This window comes from Microbacterium sp. KRD172 (genome assembly GCF_017168295.1).
Taxonomy (GTDB): domain Bacteria; phylum Actinomycetota; class Actinomycetes; order Actinomycetales; family Microbacteriaceae; genus Microbacterium; species Microbacterium profundi.
This window is the reverse complement of sequence record NZ_JABFAS010000002.1, coordinates 2,711,744-2,728,551: the sequence shown is the minus strand read 5'-3', so window position 1 is coordinate 2,728,551 and position 16,808 is coordinate 2,711,744. Positions and strand designations below refer to the sequence as shown.

Below are 16,808 nucleotides of genomic sequence, written 5' to 3'. Positions count from 1 at the left end.
ACCTCCCGCCGGGGCTGCGGCTCAGGCGCCGGCGAGCACGGCCTTCGTCGAGGTCGACCGGCGCACGGCGACGATCAGCGTCGTGGCGATGAGCGACAGCACGCCCCACACCACGAGGCTCGCGAGCGCGCTGCCGTTCGCAGCGATCAGTCCTGTGAACGCCGGGGCGGTCGGCAGCGCCTGGCCGATCGACGCGAGCCACCCCGGCACTGTGGAGATGAGTCCGGTCGCGACGGCGACGACTCCGATGAGGGCGCTCACCCAGCGTCCGATCCCGCCGAACAGTGCGACGAGCGCCTGGTTCACTGCGGCGAACGCGACTCCAGCGAGGACCGCCGTGCCTGCGAAGGCCCACCACGCCGCGGCATCGTACGACGCCACGAACTGCACGATGAGTGCGACGAGCACGCCCTGTCCTGCGCCGATCGCGGCCGCGGGGGCGAAGGCACGCAACGCGAGTCCGGCCGACGATCGCCGCGACGTCAGCGTGCGCGCGGTGTGGGCGCGCATCACGATGAACGATGCGAGACCACCGAACCACAGCACCACCGCTGCGAGCAGCGGGATGGCGGTCGGACCGAAGATCGTGTTCATCGACGAGTTCGACGACACAGGATCGGCGATGACGGATGCGAGCGAAGACGATTCCTGATCGTCGAACGAGGGGAGAGACTCGGATGCCGTCTTCAATCCGCCGGCGAGGTCGCCGGTCCCGGTCGCGAGCTTGTCCACGCCAGAGGCCAGCTCGGTCGCGCCATCGGACAGCGCAGTCGCACCGTCGCTCAACGCCACGGCGCCCGTGCTCAAGGAGTTCGCGCCGGCAGCGGACTGATCCGTGCCATCGGCAAGTCGATAAAGGCCGTCAGCGAGGGAGAGTGCGCCGTCTCCGGCGGTTCGCAGCTGTGAGGTGAGCATTGCGGATGCTTCGGTGTTGAAGGCCACGAGTCCGGATGCTGTACCTGCCGCCACCTGAGCTGCTTGGCCAGCGGGGCCTACGAGCGCGGTTGCCGTGCCGGAGGCGAGCGCAAGCTCTCGGCAGAATTCGGGAGTTGTGTCCGCATCGCAACTGGCCAAGAGCGTCTTCAACTGCGCATCCAAGCCTGTGACGCCGCTGTTGACTCTCGCAGTCGCTGTCTGGGCGCCGTCTGCAGCGGTGAACAACGCTGCCGGCACGAGACCGTCAGCCTCGAGCGCCGCCGCCCCGGAGGTCAGCCCCGAGCCCAGCGTCGAGGCGCCGTCGGCAGCACCACGCGTCCCAGAAGCGATCGTGCCGAGCCCGCCTGCGAGCTCCGACGCACCGGTGCCGAGCTGCGACGCACCGTCGGCGAGCTGAGTCGCACCCTCGGGAAGGGCGGCCGCGCCATCCGCTGCGCTTCGTGCACCTGTCGCCAGCTCCCGCGCACCTGTCGCGGCTTCGCCGATCTGGTCGCCGATCGTCGTGAAGCCGACCAGCACATTCTCCATGGTCGCCTCAGACAGCATCGTCCCCATCGTGGACGTCGCGACGGATGCGATCTGCTGGGTGATGAGGTCATCGGCGACGAGTCCGTCATCCGGCGTGGTGACCTCGATCGTCGCCTGCTCAGCGGTGCCGCCGCCGTCGGAGATCGCCTGTCCGGAAGAGGTGGCCGCTGCAGAGAACTCCGCGGGAATCGTGATGACGGCCTGGTAGCTGCCGTCGGCAAGACCCTCGGCGGCGTCGTCCTCGTTCGAGATGACCCAGGTGAGGTTGGAGTCGAGTTCGTCCGAACCCTCCACGAGCCCAGACGCCAACTGTCGCCCGAGCGGCGTGTACTGGTCGTCGATCGTGACGGGCTCGTCGAGGTTCACGATGGCGGCGGTCATGGTGCCCAGCCGCTCGGTCGGGTTCTGGAGGGCCGCGACCAGGATGCCGCCGACAGCTGCCGGCAGCAGCACGATGCCGAGAATCGTCAACCAGGTGATGGGCTTGCGCGAGCGGGCGCGCTCGATCGGGAGGGTCATGCGTTCACCTCGGTGATGTCGGTGGGAGCGTCGATGAAGGTGCGGAGGTCGACGAGCTGGGCGGCGGGCCAGGCGGCTTCCGCGAGGATCGTGCGTGCGAGCGCGGGGTCGGATGCTGTCGCGAAGACCGCGAGCGGGCGCGAGGTCCCCGCTTCCACCCGTGAAGCGGCTGCGGCCGCGGCATCCTGCAGCATCGCCGTCGCCTGATCGCGCTGACCACCGGTGAAGCGGTCGAAGCCGTCGATCACGACGAGAGTCGGGGCGCCGCGCAGGGCTTCGCGAAGGTCGATGAGCGCAGCATCCGCATCGTCGACCAGCACGCAGCCGACGTGATTTCGCACCCAGGGCGCCCGGCCGGGCAGCAGATGTCCTGCGATGCGGAGCCTGCCGGCATCCGGTGTCAGCCTGCCGGCGACCGCCAACGCGAGTGCACGCCGCACGCGGCCGTCGAGACCTGTGGCGATGAGTGCCGCGCCGGGGGCGATCCGCAGGGTCACGCCTTCGAGGATCGGCGCATCCGCGCTCAGCACGAGATCGTCCGCCGCGACGATCGAGTCATCGCCAGGCCAGGAGAGAAGATGCCGCTCACGCTCGACGGCTTCGCCCTCGATGTCGACGCTGGGCAGGATCTTCTCCAGCCACTTCGGGATCTCCCAGGCGCGCTCGCCGAGGATCGCCATGAGCGCGGGGATCAGCGTCATCCGCACGAGGAACGCGTCGATCGCGATGCCGGCAGCGAGGCCGAGCGCGATCGGCTTGAGGGACGAATCGCCCTCTGGCACGAATGCCACGAACACCGCGAACATGATGAGTCCCGCAGCGGTCACGACCTTCGCAGAGCCGGTGAAGCCGCTGCGCACGGCGCGCAGAGCCGCCCCACGGCGCACGCTTCTGTCGGGCGAGCGACCGTCCGGGTCGTGCACGAAGTCCTCGCGCATGCGCGACACGAGGAACACCTGGTAATCCATCGCGAGCCCGAAAAGCACACCCATGAGGATGATCGGCATGAAGCTGATGATCGGGCCGACCTTCGCGACGTGCAGCGCGTCGGCGAACCAGCCCCATTCGAACACCGCGCCGACGACGCCGAACGCCGCGACGATCGACAGCAGGTAGCCGAGGGCGGCGGTGATCGGCACCCAGAGCGAGCGGAACACGATCGTCAGCAGGATGAGCGACAGCCCGATCACGAAGACGCCGAAGGGCAGCAGGGCGTTTCCGAGCTGGTCGGAGATGTCGATCGCGACAGCGGTGAAGCCGGTCACCTTGACGTCGATGCCGAATTCCTCGAGCCACTCGTCGTGGTGCGAGCGCAGCTCACGCACGAGGTCGCTGGTCGCCGGGTCATCCGGCGCGGTCTCTGGGATCACCTGCACGATCCCGGTGTCGGCAGTCTCGTTCGGAGTGGCGAGCGCGACCTCCTTCACCCCGTCGATCTCGGCCACAGCATCGCCGAGGTCCTCCATCAGCGTGAGCGGGTCGGTGGACGTGACGATCGTGCCGGTCAGCACGAGAGGGCCGTTGAAACCGGGGCCGAACTCGTCCGCGACGAGATCGTAGCTCTGCCGTGCCTCGTCATCGGCGGCGAGAACGCCGGCGTTCGGCAGCGCGAGATTGAGGCTGAGTGCGGGGACGGCGACGACGCCGAGACCGATCACGACCGCGAGCGAGGTGAGGATCGGATGCTTCGTCACTCCGCCGACCCAGCGCTCGCTGAATCCGCGCCGCGGACCCTTCGACGAGCCCTGGGCCGGTCTATCCGATCCCTGAGCCTGTCGAAGGGTCGCGCGCACCTTCTTCGGGCGGCCCACGATGCGCCCCTTCAGGAATCCGAGCACAGCAGGTGTCAGTGTCACGGCGATCGCGACGGCGACGGCGACCGCGACGGATGCGGCGATGCCCATGGTCGTCAGGAACGGGATGCCGGCGAACCCGAGGCCGATCAGGGCGATCAGCACGGTGATGCCCGCGAACACGACAGCGGATCCCGCGGTGCCGACCGCGCGCGCGGCCGATTCTTCCGGGTCGACGCCGTCGCGCACCTGGTCCTGATGTCTGGCCATGATGAACAGCGCGTAGTCGATGCCGACCGCGAGCCCGAGCATCAGCGCGAGCAGCGGCGTCGTCGATGACACCGAGGCGAAGGCGGTGGCGGCGAAGATGCCGGCCATGGAGATGCCGACGCCCAGCATCGCCGTGAGCAGGGGGAGCCCGGCGACGACGAACGACCGGAACGTGACGATGAGCACGAGCAGGGCGATGACCACGCCGACGGCCTCCGTGAGGGTCACCCCCGGGATCGAGATGGCGAACAGATCTCCGCCGAGCTCGGTCTGCGAACCGTCGGGCAGTTCGCCTACGAGCGTGTCGACCGAGGCGGTCAGCGCATCCTTCGTCTCGGCCGAGACGTCGGTGGCCTGCCCGTCGAACTGCAGCTGGACGATCGCCGCGGTCTCGTCCTCGTTGATCATCCCGTCGATCATCTCGTCGTAGGGAGAGGTGACGGCAAGGACGCCGTCGAGGTCGCTCAGCTCGTCCACGGCATCCGCTATCGGGTCGCGGTACTCGTCATCCGTGATCGAATCGCCGTCCGCGGCGACCACGATGAACTGCGCGTTCGTGCCGCTGACCTGCGGGAACGAGCGCGAAAGCTGCTCGAGACCGTCCTGCGACTCTGTGCCGGGGATGCTGAACGAGTTGTCCGTGCCCTGGTTGAGCACGAGCGCGCCGCCGCCGGCGACACCGAGGATGATGAGCCAGGCGACGAGCACGCGCCACGGGTGACGGAACGACCAGCGCCCGAGTGACGACAGGAGAGTGGACACAGGTTCCTCCGAGACGGCGGACGGGAGAATGGATACAGAGATGTATCCGATACACCTGTGTATCCTACGGTGAGTCGGATGTGCGAAACTGTGCCTCGGATGTGAAAGTGAGACCATGACGATCCCCGTGACGAAGCGGCGCGAGAACACGCGAGTGCGATTGATGGATGCCGCCGCGCAGGTGTTCGCCGAGGTCGGACTCGAGGGCGCCAGCGTCGAGGCGATCTGCGAGCGCGCGGGCTTCACGCGTGGGGCCTTCTACTCGAACTTCGACTCCAAGGACGAGCTCTTCCTCGAGCTGGTCTCGACCGTGACCGAGCAGCGTCTGGCTTCTGTGCGCGGGCGCATTGAGGAGTTCGTCGCAGCAGGTGTGCTGAACGGCGACGCCGACCCCATCGAACTGGTGCAGAAGGTCATGGACTCCGGCCTGGACGACCGTCTGAGCGTGCTCTTGATGAGTGAGATCCGCATCCGCGCGCTGCGTGATGAGGTCTTCGGGAAGGCCTACCTCGCGCAGGATCGGGCGATGACCGCCAGCATCGAGGAGATCATCCAGGGCATCGTCGACTCGGGCCTGTTCGCGCTGCGGATCGATGTGCCCACCGCGGCGCAGATGCTCATGGTCCAGTGGGAGGGGTGCATGGTGCGCGCGGCGGTGTCCGGCTGGGACGGCGAGAAGCTGCATCGCGCCGGCGCCGAGGCGCTCGGTCAGCTCGTCGAGCTGCTCATCGCGCCCGCTGCCGACTGAGTCGCGCGGCGCTCTGCGGCGAGACCGACTTTATGGCACGAGACCGACCGTGCCTGGCGCTGTTTCGTGCTGCAGACTCGGTCTCGTGCCGCCCGCCGTCTACTCCGCGGCGAGCAGAGCGTGACAGCGTTCGAGGCGGTCGAGCCACCAGTCGCGACGCTCGACGGATGCCGCGAGCCTGTCCAGTCGCGCCGCGTCAGGGGTGATGCGGCCGACGGGAATCGTGCCGTCCGACGGCGAGAGATCGGCGACGTCCTCGACGAACAGCGCCCCGGTGCCGAGGCCGCAGTCGTAGTCGAGGTGGGGGAGAGCGGCCGCGAGAGCTGCGCCCTGTGAGAGTCCGACGGCGGTGTCGAGTGCGCTGGAGACGACAGCCGGAAGGCCGGCAGCGACGACGATCTGCAGCGCGCGGGTGAGGCCGCCGAGCGGCTGCGCCTTGATCACGATGAGGTCGGCAGCACCTGCGCGGGCGACGGCGAGCGGATCCTCGGCCTTGCGGATGCTCTCATCAGCGGCGATCGGAATGCCCATGTACTTCACGCGCATGCGCAGCTCGGCGAGCTCGTCGACGGTGGCGCATGGCTGCTCGGCGTACTCGAGATCGAACTCGGCGAGTGCGTGGATCGCGTGCTCCGCCTCGTCGACGTTCCATGCGCCGTTGGCGTCGATGCGCACGCGCCCCTCCGGTCCCAGCGCGTCGCGCACCGCACGCACCCTGGCGACGTCGTCGCTCAGCGGTTGGCCGGGATCGGCGACCTTGACCTTCGCCGTCCGGCATCCGGGGAATCGTGCCAGTACACCGGCGACCTCGGCGGCGGCGACCGCGGGAACCGTCGCGTTCACGCCGATCGACTGCCGCAGCGCAGTCGGCTGGGCGTTCCAGGCGTAGTCGATCGCCGAAGCGAGCCAGACGGATGCCTCGGCATCCGCATACTCGACGAACGGCGAGAACTCGGCCCAGCCCTCTGGACCCTCGAACAGCAGCGCTTCGCGCACGTCGACGCCGCGGAAGCGCGTCGTCATGGGGAGGGCGACCACACGGGCCGTGTCGAGCAGCTCTGCGAGCGACGGGGTCATGTCACCATCATGCCCTCATCGAACTCATCGGGCCGGGTGCCGTGCCGAGCCAGGGCTCGCGTCGCGACACCTGTAAGCGCCGCGACACCTGTCAGTTCAAAAGACGGATGTCAGTCCAGAAACGCAGTTCTCGACTGACACCTGTGATCTGAACTGACGAGTGTGCCGTGCGGCGTGTCCGGCGCTCAGACCAGCCGCTTCTGCAGCTCGGCCATGAGTTCGGAGGGTGCGAAGCCCAGGCGGCGGTTGATCGACAGCATGTGCTCGTTGACGCCGGCGTTGTACGTGTACACGGCGCGCACGTCAGAGGCGTGCGCCAGCAGCATCCGCAGATTCGCGATCTTGACGGCCATGCCCAGCCGGTTGCCGCGGGCCTCGCGACGCACGAGCGTGCCCCATTGGTAGGCGTTGCCGTCATCGCCCGACACGACCAGCTGCGTGAAAGCGACGACGCGGCCGCCGCGGTCGCATGCGACGGTTCCGAAACTGCGTCGATTCTGCTGGGCGATCAGCGTCTCGCTTCGGCGGATCTCACTCGTGTCGACCGTGGCCCGCTCGATCTCGAGGTCGCCGACCGGCGCCTCCGTGTCGACGGCGGCGTCGAGCTCGGCCCATCCGTCGACCAGCACCTGGGGAACGCTGCCGATCCATGAGCGCAGCGAGTAGTCCTGGGAGCGAGCGGATGCTTCGGCGCCGAGCGCATCGAGATGCGCTGCTGCGACGGGGAGCGGCAGGCGGCTCTGCACATCGCCGAGTGCCAGCGCGTAGCCGTGCCGTCGAGCGAACTCACGACCAGGAACTCCGGATCCGTCATCGCCCGCACTGCACGGCCACGACGCGTTCGCCTTCAGGATGCTGCGCCCTGCGCTTCGCGCCTCCTCCTCGAGCGCCGTGAGCGCTGCCGTACCGATGCCGCGGCGCCGCAGTTCCGGTGCGACGTGCACGCCGAGCATCGCGACCCGCAGGTTGTCGCGCATCGGCAGCGCGAGGCGCCCTCCCGCGACGACCTCGCCGTCGATCCGGGCGAGGTACGCGCGGCGATCGATCGTCGCGGTGTCGTGCTGCAACTCGTGCCGGGATTCGTCGCGCGTCCACACCGCAGTGCCGGCACCGCGATCCGCACGTTCGGCGGCGGCGTAGATGTCCCACCAGAGGTTCACCTCGCGGCTGTCGAACGGGTCGATCCGCATGAGTTCGAGCATCCTGCAACCGTAACCCGATCGAGGCGGCGCTTCCTGCGTGAGGTACGCGGGCGCGGGGAATAGGGTGGATGCCGTGGCCACAGCATCCGTCTCAGACCTGTTCGATCCCGCTGAATGGGTGCTGGCACCCGGTGCAGAGGATTACACCGACATCACCGCGCACGTCACGCATGACGGCGGCGTCGCCCGCATCGCGTTCCACCGACCGGAGGTGCGCAACGCCTTCCGGCCGCACACGGTCGACGAGCTGTACCGGGCGCTCGACATCGCCCGCCAGGATCCGAAGATCGGCGCCGTGCTGCTCACCGGCAACGGGCCGAGCGCGAAGGACGGCGGCTGGGCGTTCTGCTCCGGCGGCGACCAGCGCATCCGCGGCCGCGACGGCTACAAGTATGCTTCGACAGGCTCAGCAACCGACCCTTCGACCCCTGAGCCTGTCGAAGGGTCAGCGATCGAGAGTCCCGCAGCCGCTGCGTCGTTGGGGCGTCTGCACATCCTCGAGGTGCAGCGGCTGATCCGCTTCATGCCCAAGGTCGTCATCGCCGTCGTCCCCGGGTGGGCCGCGGGCGGCGGGCATTCGCTGCACGTGGTGTGCGACCTGACCGTCGCGAGTGCAGAGCACGGCAAGTTCAAGCAGACGGATGCCGATGTCGGCAGCTTCGACGCCGGATACGGCTCGGCGTACATGGCCCGTCAGACCGGGCAGAAATTCGCGCGCGAAGTGTTCTTCCTCGCCGAGGAGTACTCCGCGCAGCGCGCCTACGAGATGGGCGCCGTGAACCGGGTCGTGCCGCACGCCGAGCTCGAGCGCGAGGCGCTGAAGATGGCGCGCACGGTGCTGACGAAGTCGCCCACCGCGATCCGCATGCTGAAGTTCGCCTTCAACGCGGTCGATGACGGGCTCGTCGGCCAGCAGGTGTTCGCCGGCGAGGCGACCCGCCTGGCCTACGGCACGGATGAGGCCGTCGAGGGCCGCGACTCCTTCCTCGAGAAGCGCGACCCCGACTGGACGTCGTTCCCCTGGCACTTTTGACGCGGTTCGGATCAATGCGAAGCGTTGATGCGAGCCGGGTCAACACTGAGCGAGCGAAGCGAGTCGAAATGCAAGAGGCCCACCGATGACAGGACTGATCTCCACGCAGGCCGACGACGCCGTGCAGCTGCAGCAGGATCTCGCTCGAGCGCTCGACGGCGGCCCGGCGTTGGCACTGGGGATGCTCGGCCTCGGTGCCTCGGACGACGAGCCGGAGGTCGTGGACGAGGGCACGGCCGTTGTGATCGGAACGTCCGGATCCAGCGGCATCCCGAAGCGCGTCGTGCTGAGCGCAGAGGCTCTGCGCGCCGGAGCCGAGGCGACCGCACTCCGCATCGGATCGGGCAGCTGGCTGCTCGCGCTGCCGGCCGGATACGTCGCAGGTCTGCAGGTGCTGGCGCGCTCGATCCTCTCCGGTACCACTCCGGTGGTGCTGAGAGACGGGTTCTCGGCCCGAAGCTTCGCCGAGGCGACCCTGCCGATGCTGCGCGGCCGGGGCGAGAAGCTGTTCACGTCGCTCGTGCCGGCGCAGGTTGCGACCCTGCTCGATGCGGCCGTCGATGATACGACCGTCCTCGCCGCACTCCAGGCGTACTCCGCGATCCTCGTCGGAGGCCAGGCGCTCCCTGAGCCGGTGCGCGAACGCGCCACCGAGCTCGGCGTGCACCTCGTGCGCACCTACGGCTCGACAGAGACGAGCGGCGGATGCGTGTACGACGGCGTCCCGCTCGAGACCGTCGCAGTGAAGACCGTCGACGGCGAACTGCGCATCGCCGGACCCATGCTCGCCGACGGCTACCTCGGTGATCCTGCCCTCACCGGGGCCACCTTCGAGCGCGACGAGCACGGCATCCGCTGGTATCGCACCGGCGATCTCGGCATCGTCGAAGACGGTGTCGTGCGCGTGCACGGCCGCGCCGACAACGTGATCGTCTCGGGTGGCGTCAACATCTCCCTCGACCGAGTCGAACGCATCGTCCGCGGCATCCCGGGGCTGACAAGTGCCGTCGTGGTCGGCGTCGACGACGAGCGATGGGGCGAGGCATCCGTCATCGTCGCCGAGCGCGGCGAGGCGCTGCGGCGCAGCGAATCCGAGCAACTAGGGCATGCGCGCGAGGTCGTCGCGGAGCAGCTGGGCAAGCCCGCTCGTCCCGCCCGGATGATCATCGTCGACGAGATGGCGACGCTGAGCTCCGGAAAGCCCGACCGTGAGGCGATCCGTCGCCTGGTCGCCGAACTGCACTGAGTTCCGAGAAGGCGAGCTCCGGAAAGGGAGACCATGGCCACGTACACCCATGGGCACGGCGAGATCCTCTGCCGCGCCTGACGTCGGCTGGCGTACGCCCTGTTGCGGATGGCGGAGGATGTCACGGACGTCGGAGGTTCTGGACGAATATCTCCGCCAAACGTCGCACCCTCCGCCAAACGTCGCACCCGCGCACGGATCCACCCTCGGGATACATCGCTGGACGGATGCTGGCGCACGGGCGCCTCGCGTAGCGTGAAAGGGTGATCCGCCCGCTGTCCCGCACCTCGCTCGTCCTCGACATCGTCGGGGCGTTCGTGCTGTTCGCGGTCCTCGTGCCCACATCGCTCGCGTTCTACGCGCCGGGAAACCTCAGCACCACAGTCCCCGAGGCTGTCGGCATCGGTGGGCTCGTCGTCGCCGCGGTGCTGCAATGCGGCGCGGTGGCGATCGGGCGGCTCGCGCCCGGCATCGCCCTGGCTGTGGCGTGGGCCGGCGCGCTCGTGCAGATGGCGGCGGGACTCGGGCCCCTTCCGATCAATGTCGCGATCCTCGGCGTGCTGTACGCGGCCGCCGCATGGGGCACGACCCGCGTCTTCTGGGCAGGTCTCGTCTCGTCATTCGTCGGCGGGGTCATCGCCGCGACGTACATCACCTTCAGCAACGACCAGTTCGTCGGGGTCGGAATCTCCAGCACCGTCGCGAGCTTCGTGCTGATCGCCTTCATGAGCATCCTCGCGCTCGGCTCACCATGGTTGGGAGGATTCGGCTGGCGCATGGTGCTGCGCTGGCGCGTCAGCCGCGAAGCGCAGACGCGAGCCGAACTCGCCACGGCCGAGGAGCAGGAGCGGGTGCGCATCGCCCGCGACATGCACGACGTCGTCGCGCACTCGCTCGCCGTGATCGTGGCGCAGTCCGATGGAGCGCGCTATGCGGCGGCCTCCTCACCAGAGGTCGCAGTCGAGGCACTGGGCACGATCTCGCAGACCGCGCGCTCCGCGCTCTCAGACGTGCGGATGCTGCTCACTCAACTGCGGCATCGCCAGGGCGACGGACCCCAGCCCACCATCGCCGACCTCGAGCAGCTGTTCGCGCAGGTGCGGCAGGCGGGCGTCGAACCGCGCGTCACGGTCGATCCGATGCCGCCGGGAGAGCCACCAGGTGCCATCCAGCTCGCCGTGTACCGCATCCTGCAGGAGGCGCTGACCAATGCCATCCGGCACGGCTCTGGCGGGGCGGTCGACATCCGCCTGGCGTGGCTGCCCGACCGGGTCGAGGTCGAAGTGCGCAATGCGGTCGCGGTCGCTCAGGTCGTCGGCGCTCCCGGCGGACACGGCCTGGTCGGCATGCGAGAGCGCGCGCAGCTCGTCGGCGGCTCGCTGCGGGCCGAGCGCACCGGCGACGAGTTCGTCGTTCATGCGGCACTGCCCATCGGGGCGACGCAACCATCGGAGGGACGCGCATGATCCGGGTGCTGCTGGTCGACGACCAGGCGCTGTTCCGTGCCGGCATCCGGATGCTGGTGTCGTCCCAGCCTGACATGGAAGTGGTCGCAGAGGCGGGCGATGGGCAGGAGGCGCTCGCCGTCGTGGCGCAGACGGCACCGGACGTGGTGCTCATGGACATCCGAATGCCGGTGATGGACGGTCTCACGGCCACAGCCAAGATCCTCAAGTCGCCGGATGCCCCGAAGGTCGTGATGCTGACGACCTTCGACCTCGACGAGGCCGCAGCACGTGCGATCAGGCAGGGGGCGAGCGGGTTCCTGTTGAAGGATGCCGAGCCGGAGTTCCTGCTCGCCGCGATCCGCACCGTGCACTCAGGGTCGAATGTGATCGCGGCATCCGCCACTCGTGAGCTGTTCGCGCACTTCACCGAGGCGGCGAAACCAGTGCCTTCGGCCTATGCGTCGTTGACCGATCGCGAGCGGGAGATCTTCGCGCTCGCCGCGCGCGGGCTGTCGAACTCGGAGATCGCCGGACGCGAATTCCTCAGCGAGGCCACGGTGAAAACGCACATCAGCCGTATCCTCACCAAGCTCGCGCTGCGCGACCGCGTGCAGCTGGTGGTCTTCGCGTTCGAGCACGGTCTGAACTGACTGCGAAACCGGGTGGTCGAGCTCTCAGACGAGTCGAGCTGGTGAGCCGTATGCGCTCACGGCACGGTCCGAGGTGAAGAGGGTGATTCCCTCCACTCGTGCCTGGGCCACGAGCATGCGATCGAAAGGGTCTCGATGGATCGCAGGCAGATCGGCGATCGCGGCGGCGTGCGCGCTCGTGATGGACAGCTCTTCGTAGCCGTTGTCGATCAGGGCCCTGCGGAACGAACGAGAATCCACTGTGAAGTCGGCGCGGCCCAGACCGGCTTTGATCGATATCTCCCAGACGCTCGCAGCGCTGAACATGGGAAGGTTGGACTCGTCCTCGAGCAGTTCGCTCATGGCAGGCGAAAGCCGGTCCGGCTGCAGCCCGGCCCACAACAGCAGGTGCGTATCGAGCAGCAGTCGCATTCAGGCGTCCTCGCCCTCGAACAGGGCCGCGATATCGGCGCCGGCGATCTCGTCGAAGTCGTCGGGAACCTGTGCGTCGCCGGCGAGGAAACCGAGTCGTCTGCGCGCGGTCGGAGAATCGATGCGCGTCAATTTCGCCACGGGCTTGCCGGCCTTCGCGATGATCACCACTTCGCCGTCGGAGGCGGCATTGACCAGCTTCGAAAGGTGGGTCTTCGCCTCGTGCATGTTGACAGTGTGCATGAAATCTCCTGGACTGAGTCCGCTTAGTCTAGTCCATCGGTCGTGTTGTTTCGTGGAACCGAAGGACGCGCAGGATCATCCTTGAGATGTATGCGGATGATGCGCACGGGCGATGCGGCGCAGCATCCGCTCTTCCTAACGTCGTAGGTATGGAGATCACGACCACAGACCTCGGGCTCGCAGCCCGTGTGCAGCACCTGACGAAGTCATACGGCTCTGGCGAGAGCGCCGTCACTGCTCTCGACGACATCAGCGTCGGCATCCGCCGCGGGCAGTTCACCGCCATCATGGGGCCGAGCGGATCGGGCAAGTCGACGCTCATGCACATCATGGCCGGCCTCGATGCGCCGACCGAGGGGCGCGCGTGGATCGGCGACACCGAGATCACCGGACTCGGCGACCTCGACCTCACGATCCTGCGGCGGCGGAGGGTCGGCTTCATCTTCCAGGCGTTCAACCTGGTGCCGACGCTCGATGCGATCGGCAACATCCTGCTGCCTTTCGAACTCGACGGTCGCCGGCCCAGCGCGATCGAACGCGCCAGGATCGACGGACTCGTCGAGACCCTCGGTCTCGGCGCGCGTCTGCGGCACCGTCCGCACGAGCTCTCCGGCGGCCAGCAGCAGCGCGTGGCCATCGCCCGCGCGCTCGCCACCGCGCCCGACCTCGTGTTCGCGGATGAGCCGACCGGCAACCTCGACTCCGCCAGCGGGCGCGAGGTGCTGCAACTGCTTTCGACCGCGAGCAGTGAGCACGGCCAGTCCATCGCGATGGTCACGCACGACGCGATCGCGGCCAGTCACGCCGACCGGGTGCTGTACCTCGGTGACGGCCGCATCGTCGCCGACCATCCTCGCCAGAGCGCCGAGCAGATCGCGGCGCACATGCTCGCCGCGGAGGTGGCGGCGTGAGCGCCGTCGCCGCCGTCGTCTCGGACACGAGTGCGACGGGCCCGCGCCTCACCTGGTTGCGCGACCGCGGGATGGGAGCCAGCGTGCTGGTCGCCGCCCTGTCATCGGCGCTCGGCGTCGTGCTCGTCGAGGCGACGATGTACATCGGTGCGATGCTGCGGGCCGACCCGTACATCGGTGACAGCGGAACGCTGGCCGTCGTGGTCGCACTGCTGTCCGTGCTGCTGATCGGCGTCGCGCTCTACGTCGGCGCGATCGTCACCGCCAACACGTTCTCGACGATCATCGCCGGGCGTACGCGGTACATCGCGCTGGTGCGGCTGATCGGCGGGAGTGCCCGTTCCCAGCGGGTCGAGGTCGCGAATCAGGGGCTGGTCGTCGGCGCACTCGGCGCCGTGGTCGGTCTGGTCGCGGGCTTCGGCATCGTCTGGATAGGACTGGGCGTCGCCGATCGGATGCTGGGCGCGGCGCCCTCGTTCACGCTGGCGCAGCCGGCGATCCTTATCCCCGCGCTCGGGGTCGCGCTGACGACGTGGGCGGCAGCCTGGGTCGGATCCCGGCGCGTGCTCGCGGTGACTCCGCTGCAGGCGATCGGAGGTTCGGTGGAGCGCTCGCACGAGGATGCCGCACGGCGCCCCACGCGTCACGTCGGAGCGCTGCTGCTGCTCATCGCCGGTGCGGCGCTGCTGGCGTTCGGCGTGCTCATCGGACTGGTGACGCCGCTGGGAGTGGTCGTGGCGTTCTTCGGCGGACTGCTCTCGTTCACCGGGATCTCACTGGGCGCCGTACTGGTGATGCCGCCGCTGCTGCGTCTGGTCGGAAAGCTGTTCGGGCGCTCGGCGACGGCACGGCTCGCCGCGGAGAACGCGCTGCGGTATCCGGAGCGCTCCAGCCGCATGGCGATCGGTGTCGTCATGGGTGTGACTCTGGTGACGATGTTCGCGGTCGCGCTGGAATCGGTCAAGGTGCTTCTGGCGAAGGCCGCGGGTGGAGAGGTCGACTCGGAGTTCGCCCTGATCATGGACAGCTTCTCCGCCATCATGATGGTGCTGGTCGGCGTCTCGGCGGTGATCGCCGCGGTCGGGCTGGTGAACCTGCTCACGATCGGAGTCGTGCAGCGGCGACGCGAAATCGGGCTGCTGCGCGCGATCGGGCTGTCGAACGGCCAGGTGCGACGGATGATCCTGCTCGAGGCCCTGCACATCACGATCACGGCGACCGCCACCGGTCTCGCACTCGGCGTCGTGTACGGCTGGATCGCCGCGCAGTCGCTGCTCGGCTCTGTGCGGATGCCGCCGAACTTCGAAGAGACCGCGGGGCTTGTGGCTCCGGCCGTGCCGTGGATCCCGGTGGCCGTGATCGTCGTCGCGACTGCGGTGCTGACCCTCGTGGCTGCCGCGGCGCCCACCCGGCTCGCAACCAGGGTGGCACCGGTCGAGGCGTTGGCCGTGGACTGAGCCGGCTGGTCGCGGCGGTGGCGGGCGGCCGGCCGGCCGATGCAGGTGGCGGGAGGGGTCGCTTGGTGTCGCTTCGGGTCGCGGGAGGCGGCACGTGGCGCCACCTCCTGCAGCGCGGGGCTGGCGCGCGATGGCGCGCGCCGGAGTCTCGTAGGCTGGGGGGATGCCGCAACCGTTCGATCAGTCCGCATACCAGGTCCGCTTCGAGTGGGGTGTCGCGGGACTGCAGCGTCTCGCGCCGTCCGACGTGGTCGTCGTGGTCGACGTGCTCCGCTTCTCATCGACGGTGACGGATGCCGTGGCATCCGGCCGCACGGTCACGCTCACGGATGCCGCTGGCTGGTCGCGCAACGGCGCAGCCGTGGTCGCGGCGGCCGCAGCGGCGGGCGAGCCGACCGTGCTCCTTGGCTCGCTGCGCAACGCCTCGGCCGTGGCGAGGACCGTGCTCGAACTTCAGAACCGACGGCAGCAGCGCACTTCGGTCGCCATGATCGCGGCGGGCGAGCTGACGGATGCCGGAGACCTCCGCTTCGCCGTCGAAGACCAGCTCGGCGCCGGCACGATCATCGCGGCGCTCAGCGACCTGGGCGCCGATCACACCTCGCCGGATGCCGCGGCTGTCTGCGAATCGGCCCGCGGACTGCGACGGGCGATGAGGCATCTGCTGACGGCATCCGGGTCCGGCAAGGAGATCGCCGACGGCGTATCAGCGACCGCGCGCATCGAAGCGGCGGGTCTCGTTCCGACCGACACTGCGGCCGCCGCCGAAGTCGACGCGACCGACGTCGTGCCCGTGCTCAGCGACGGGGTCTTCGTCGCGTTCGCGTGAGACACGCAGGTTTCGACTCGCTGACGCTGCTCGGCAGGTTTCGACTCGCTGACGCTCGCTCAACGACCCGTGGCGGAACGGTCCGGCTGACGCTCGCTCAACGACCCGTGGCGGAACGGTCCGGCTGACGCTCGCTCAACGACCCGTGGCGGAACGGTCCGGCTGACGCTCGCTCAACGACCCGTGGCGGAACCGTCCGGCTGCCGCTCGCTCAACGCCCCGTAGCGGAACCCCCGGCGGCTACTGCTCGCGCGGCATCTGCGCGGCCAGCTTCGCCGCCGCCGTGATCTCGCGGCGGGTCCAGGTGAACTCGAAGCGCGGGTCGAACGTGCGCGAGCACTTGACGCATGAGGTCGCCCGGCTCGGCCTGCGGTGCCGGTAAGTGACGTGGCCGGCGGGGCAGGTGCCGATCCACGGAGCGAGCTCCTCTGCCGTCTCGCCGTGGTGCGTCGTGCCACCGACGTAGCCGATGTCGCGGGCGATGAGCTTCCACTTCGCCCCGTGCGCGGCCCGGTGTCCGGCCATGGCGTGCGCCACCTCGTGCAGCAGCACTTGATGGATCTCGTCATCGTCGAAGCGCGCAGCGAGATAGCGCGACACCGTGATGCGCTTCGCCCGGAAATCGCACTGACCGGCGCGGCGCTTGGCGTGGTCGAAGCCGAACGACCACGAGTCGTCGAGGTGCAGCCGGATCAGTGCGTCTCCCCAGACGCGCACACGGTCAAGTTCCGCCATGCGCCAAGAG

At 68.8% G+C, this 16,808-nt stretch carries 15 protein-coding genes; 8 read left to right on the top strand and 7 right to left on the bottom strand.

Annotated features, from left to right (window positions below):
* Positions 1-21: 21 nt before the first annotated feature.
* Entirely contained in the window at positions 22-1,983 is a 1,962-nt protein-coding gene (locus tag J1M43_RS13445) for a YhgE/Pip domain-containing protein (protein ID WP_206476999.1), read from the bottom strand.
* Positions 1,980-4,808 (bottom strand): efflux RND transporter permease subunit, encoded by a 2,829-nt coding sequence (locus J1M43_RS13440; protein WP_206476998.1) that lies wholly within the window; start codon positions 4,806-4,808, stop codon positions 1,980-1,982. The genes J1M43_RS13445 and J1M43_RS13440 overlap by 4 nt, the downstream gene beginning before the upstream one ends.
* Positions 4,809-4,923: 115 nt before the next feature.
* Here J1M43_RS13440 and J1M43_RS13435 point away from each other — a divergent pair, with 115 nt between their 5' ends.
* Positions 4,924-5,556, top strand: a complete 633-nt coding sequence (locus J1M43_RS13435; protein ID WP_206476997.1) for a TetR/AcrR family transcriptional regulator — start codon at positions 4,924-4,926, stop codon at positions 5,554-5,556.
* A gap of 99 nt (positions 5,557-5,655) precedes the next feature.
* On the opposite strand, the gene J1M43_RS13430 is transcribed toward J1M43_RS13435, so the two are convergent.
* Both J1M43_RS13430 and J1M43_RS13425 read right to left on the bottom strand, forming a co-directional pair.
* The gene (locus J1M43_RS13430) at positions 5,656-6,633 is read right to left on the bottom strand and encodes an o-succinylbenzoate synthase (RefSeq protein WP_033105109.1); all 978 of its coding nucleotides are present in this window, start codon (positions 6,631-6,633) and stop codon (positions 5,656-5,658) included.
* Between the two features lie 185 nt (positions 6,634-6,818).
* Positions 6,819-7,835: a GNAT family N-acetyltransferase gene (locus J1M43_RS13425; protein WP_033105108.1), complete on the bottom strand. Its 1,017-nt coding sequence runs from the start codon at positions 7,833-7,835 to the stop codon at positions 6,819-6,821.
* A gap of 73 nt (positions 7,836-7,908) precedes the next feature.
* On the opposite strand from J1M43_RS13425, the gene J1M43_RS13420 reads away from it, so the two are divergent.
* The 4 genes from J1M43_RS13420 to J1M43_RS13405 all read left to right on the top strand — a co-directional run bounded on the left by J1M43_RS13420 (position 7,909) and on the right by J1M43_RS13405 (position 12,212).
* Positions 7,909-8,868 carry a 1,4-dihydroxy-2-naphthoyl-CoA synthase gene (locus J1M43_RS13420; protein WP_206476996.1) on the top strand — a complete coding sequence of 320 codons (960 nt, stop codon included), beginning with the start codon at positions 7,909-7,911 and terminating at the stop codon, positions 8,866-8,868.
* An 85-nt stretch (positions 8,869-8,953) separates the two neighbouring features.
* Positions 8,954-10,114, top strand: coding sequence for an AMP-binding protein (locus J1M43_RS13415; protein WP_206476995.1), 1,161 nt, complete (start codon positions 8,954-8,956; stop codon positions 10,112-10,114).
* Between the two features lie 263 nt (positions 10,115-10,377).
* Complete coding sequence (locus tag J1M43_RS13410; RefSeq protein WP_206476994.1) at positions 10,378-11,580, top strand: sensor histidine kinase; 1,203 nt, start codon at positions 10,378-10,380, stop codon at positions 11,578-11,580.
* The gene (locus J1M43_RS13405) at positions 11,577-12,212 is read left to right on the top strand and encodes a response regulator transcription factor (protein ID WP_206476993.1); all 636 of its coding nucleotides are present in this window, start codon (positions 11,577-11,579) and stop codon (positions 12,210-12,212) included. Before J1M43_RS13410 ends, J1M43_RS13405 begins: the two co-directional genes overlap by 4 nt.
* 24 nt (positions 12,213-12,236) lie before the next feature.
* Here the strand turns inward: J1M43_RS13405 and J1M43_RS13400 are convergent, their stop codons facing one another.
* Both J1M43_RS13400 and J1M43_RS13395 read right to left on the bottom strand, forming a co-directional pair.
* The gene (locus tag J1M43_RS13400; RefSeq protein WP_033105105.1) at positions 12,237-12,623 is read right to left on the bottom strand and encodes a type II toxin-antitoxin system VapC family toxin; all 387 of its coding nucleotides are present in this window, start codon (positions 12,621-12,623) and stop codon (positions 12,237-12,239) included.
* The gene (locus tag J1M43_RS13395) at positions 12,624-12,866 is read right to left on the bottom strand and encodes a type II toxin-antitoxin system Phd/YefM family antitoxin (protein WP_206476992.1); all 243 of its coding nucleotides are present in this window, start codon (positions 12,864-12,866) and stop codon (positions 12,624-12,626) included.
* 149 nt (positions 12,867-13,015) lie between these two features.
* Between J1M43_RS13395 and J1M43_RS13390 the strand changes: the two genes are divergently transcribed.
* The 3 genes from J1M43_RS13390 (at position 13,016) to J1M43_RS13380 (ending at position 16,063) form a co-directional block, all read left to right on the top strand.
* Positions 13,016-13,777, top strand: coding sequence for an ABC transporter ATP-binding protein (locus J1M43_RS13390; RefSeq protein WP_033106274.1), 762 nt, complete (start codon positions 13,016-13,018; stop codon positions 13,775-13,777).
* Complete coding sequence (locus tag J1M43_RS13385) at positions 13,774-15,234, top strand: ABC transporter permease (protein WP_307823464.1); 1,461 nt, start codon at positions 13,774-13,776, stop codon at positions 15,232-15,234. Before J1M43_RS13390 ends, J1M43_RS13385 begins: the two co-directional genes overlap by 4 nt.
* 163 nt (positions 15,235-15,397) lie before the next feature.
* On the top strand, positions 15,398-16,063 hold the full coding sequence (locus J1M43_RS13380; protein ID WP_033105102.1) for a 2-phosphosulfolactate phosphatase: 666 nt from the start codon (positions 15,398-15,400) through the stop codon (positions 16,061-16,063).
* A 240-nt stretch (positions 16,064-16,303) separates the two neighbouring features.
* On the opposite strand, the gene J1M43_RS13375 is transcribed toward J1M43_RS13380, so the two are convergent.
* Entirely contained in the window at positions 16,304-16,798 is a 495-nt protein-coding gene (locus J1M43_RS13375) for a SprT-like domain-containing protein (protein ID WP_033105101.1), read from the bottom strand.
* Between the last annotated feature and the right edge of the window lie 10 nt (positions 16,799-16,808).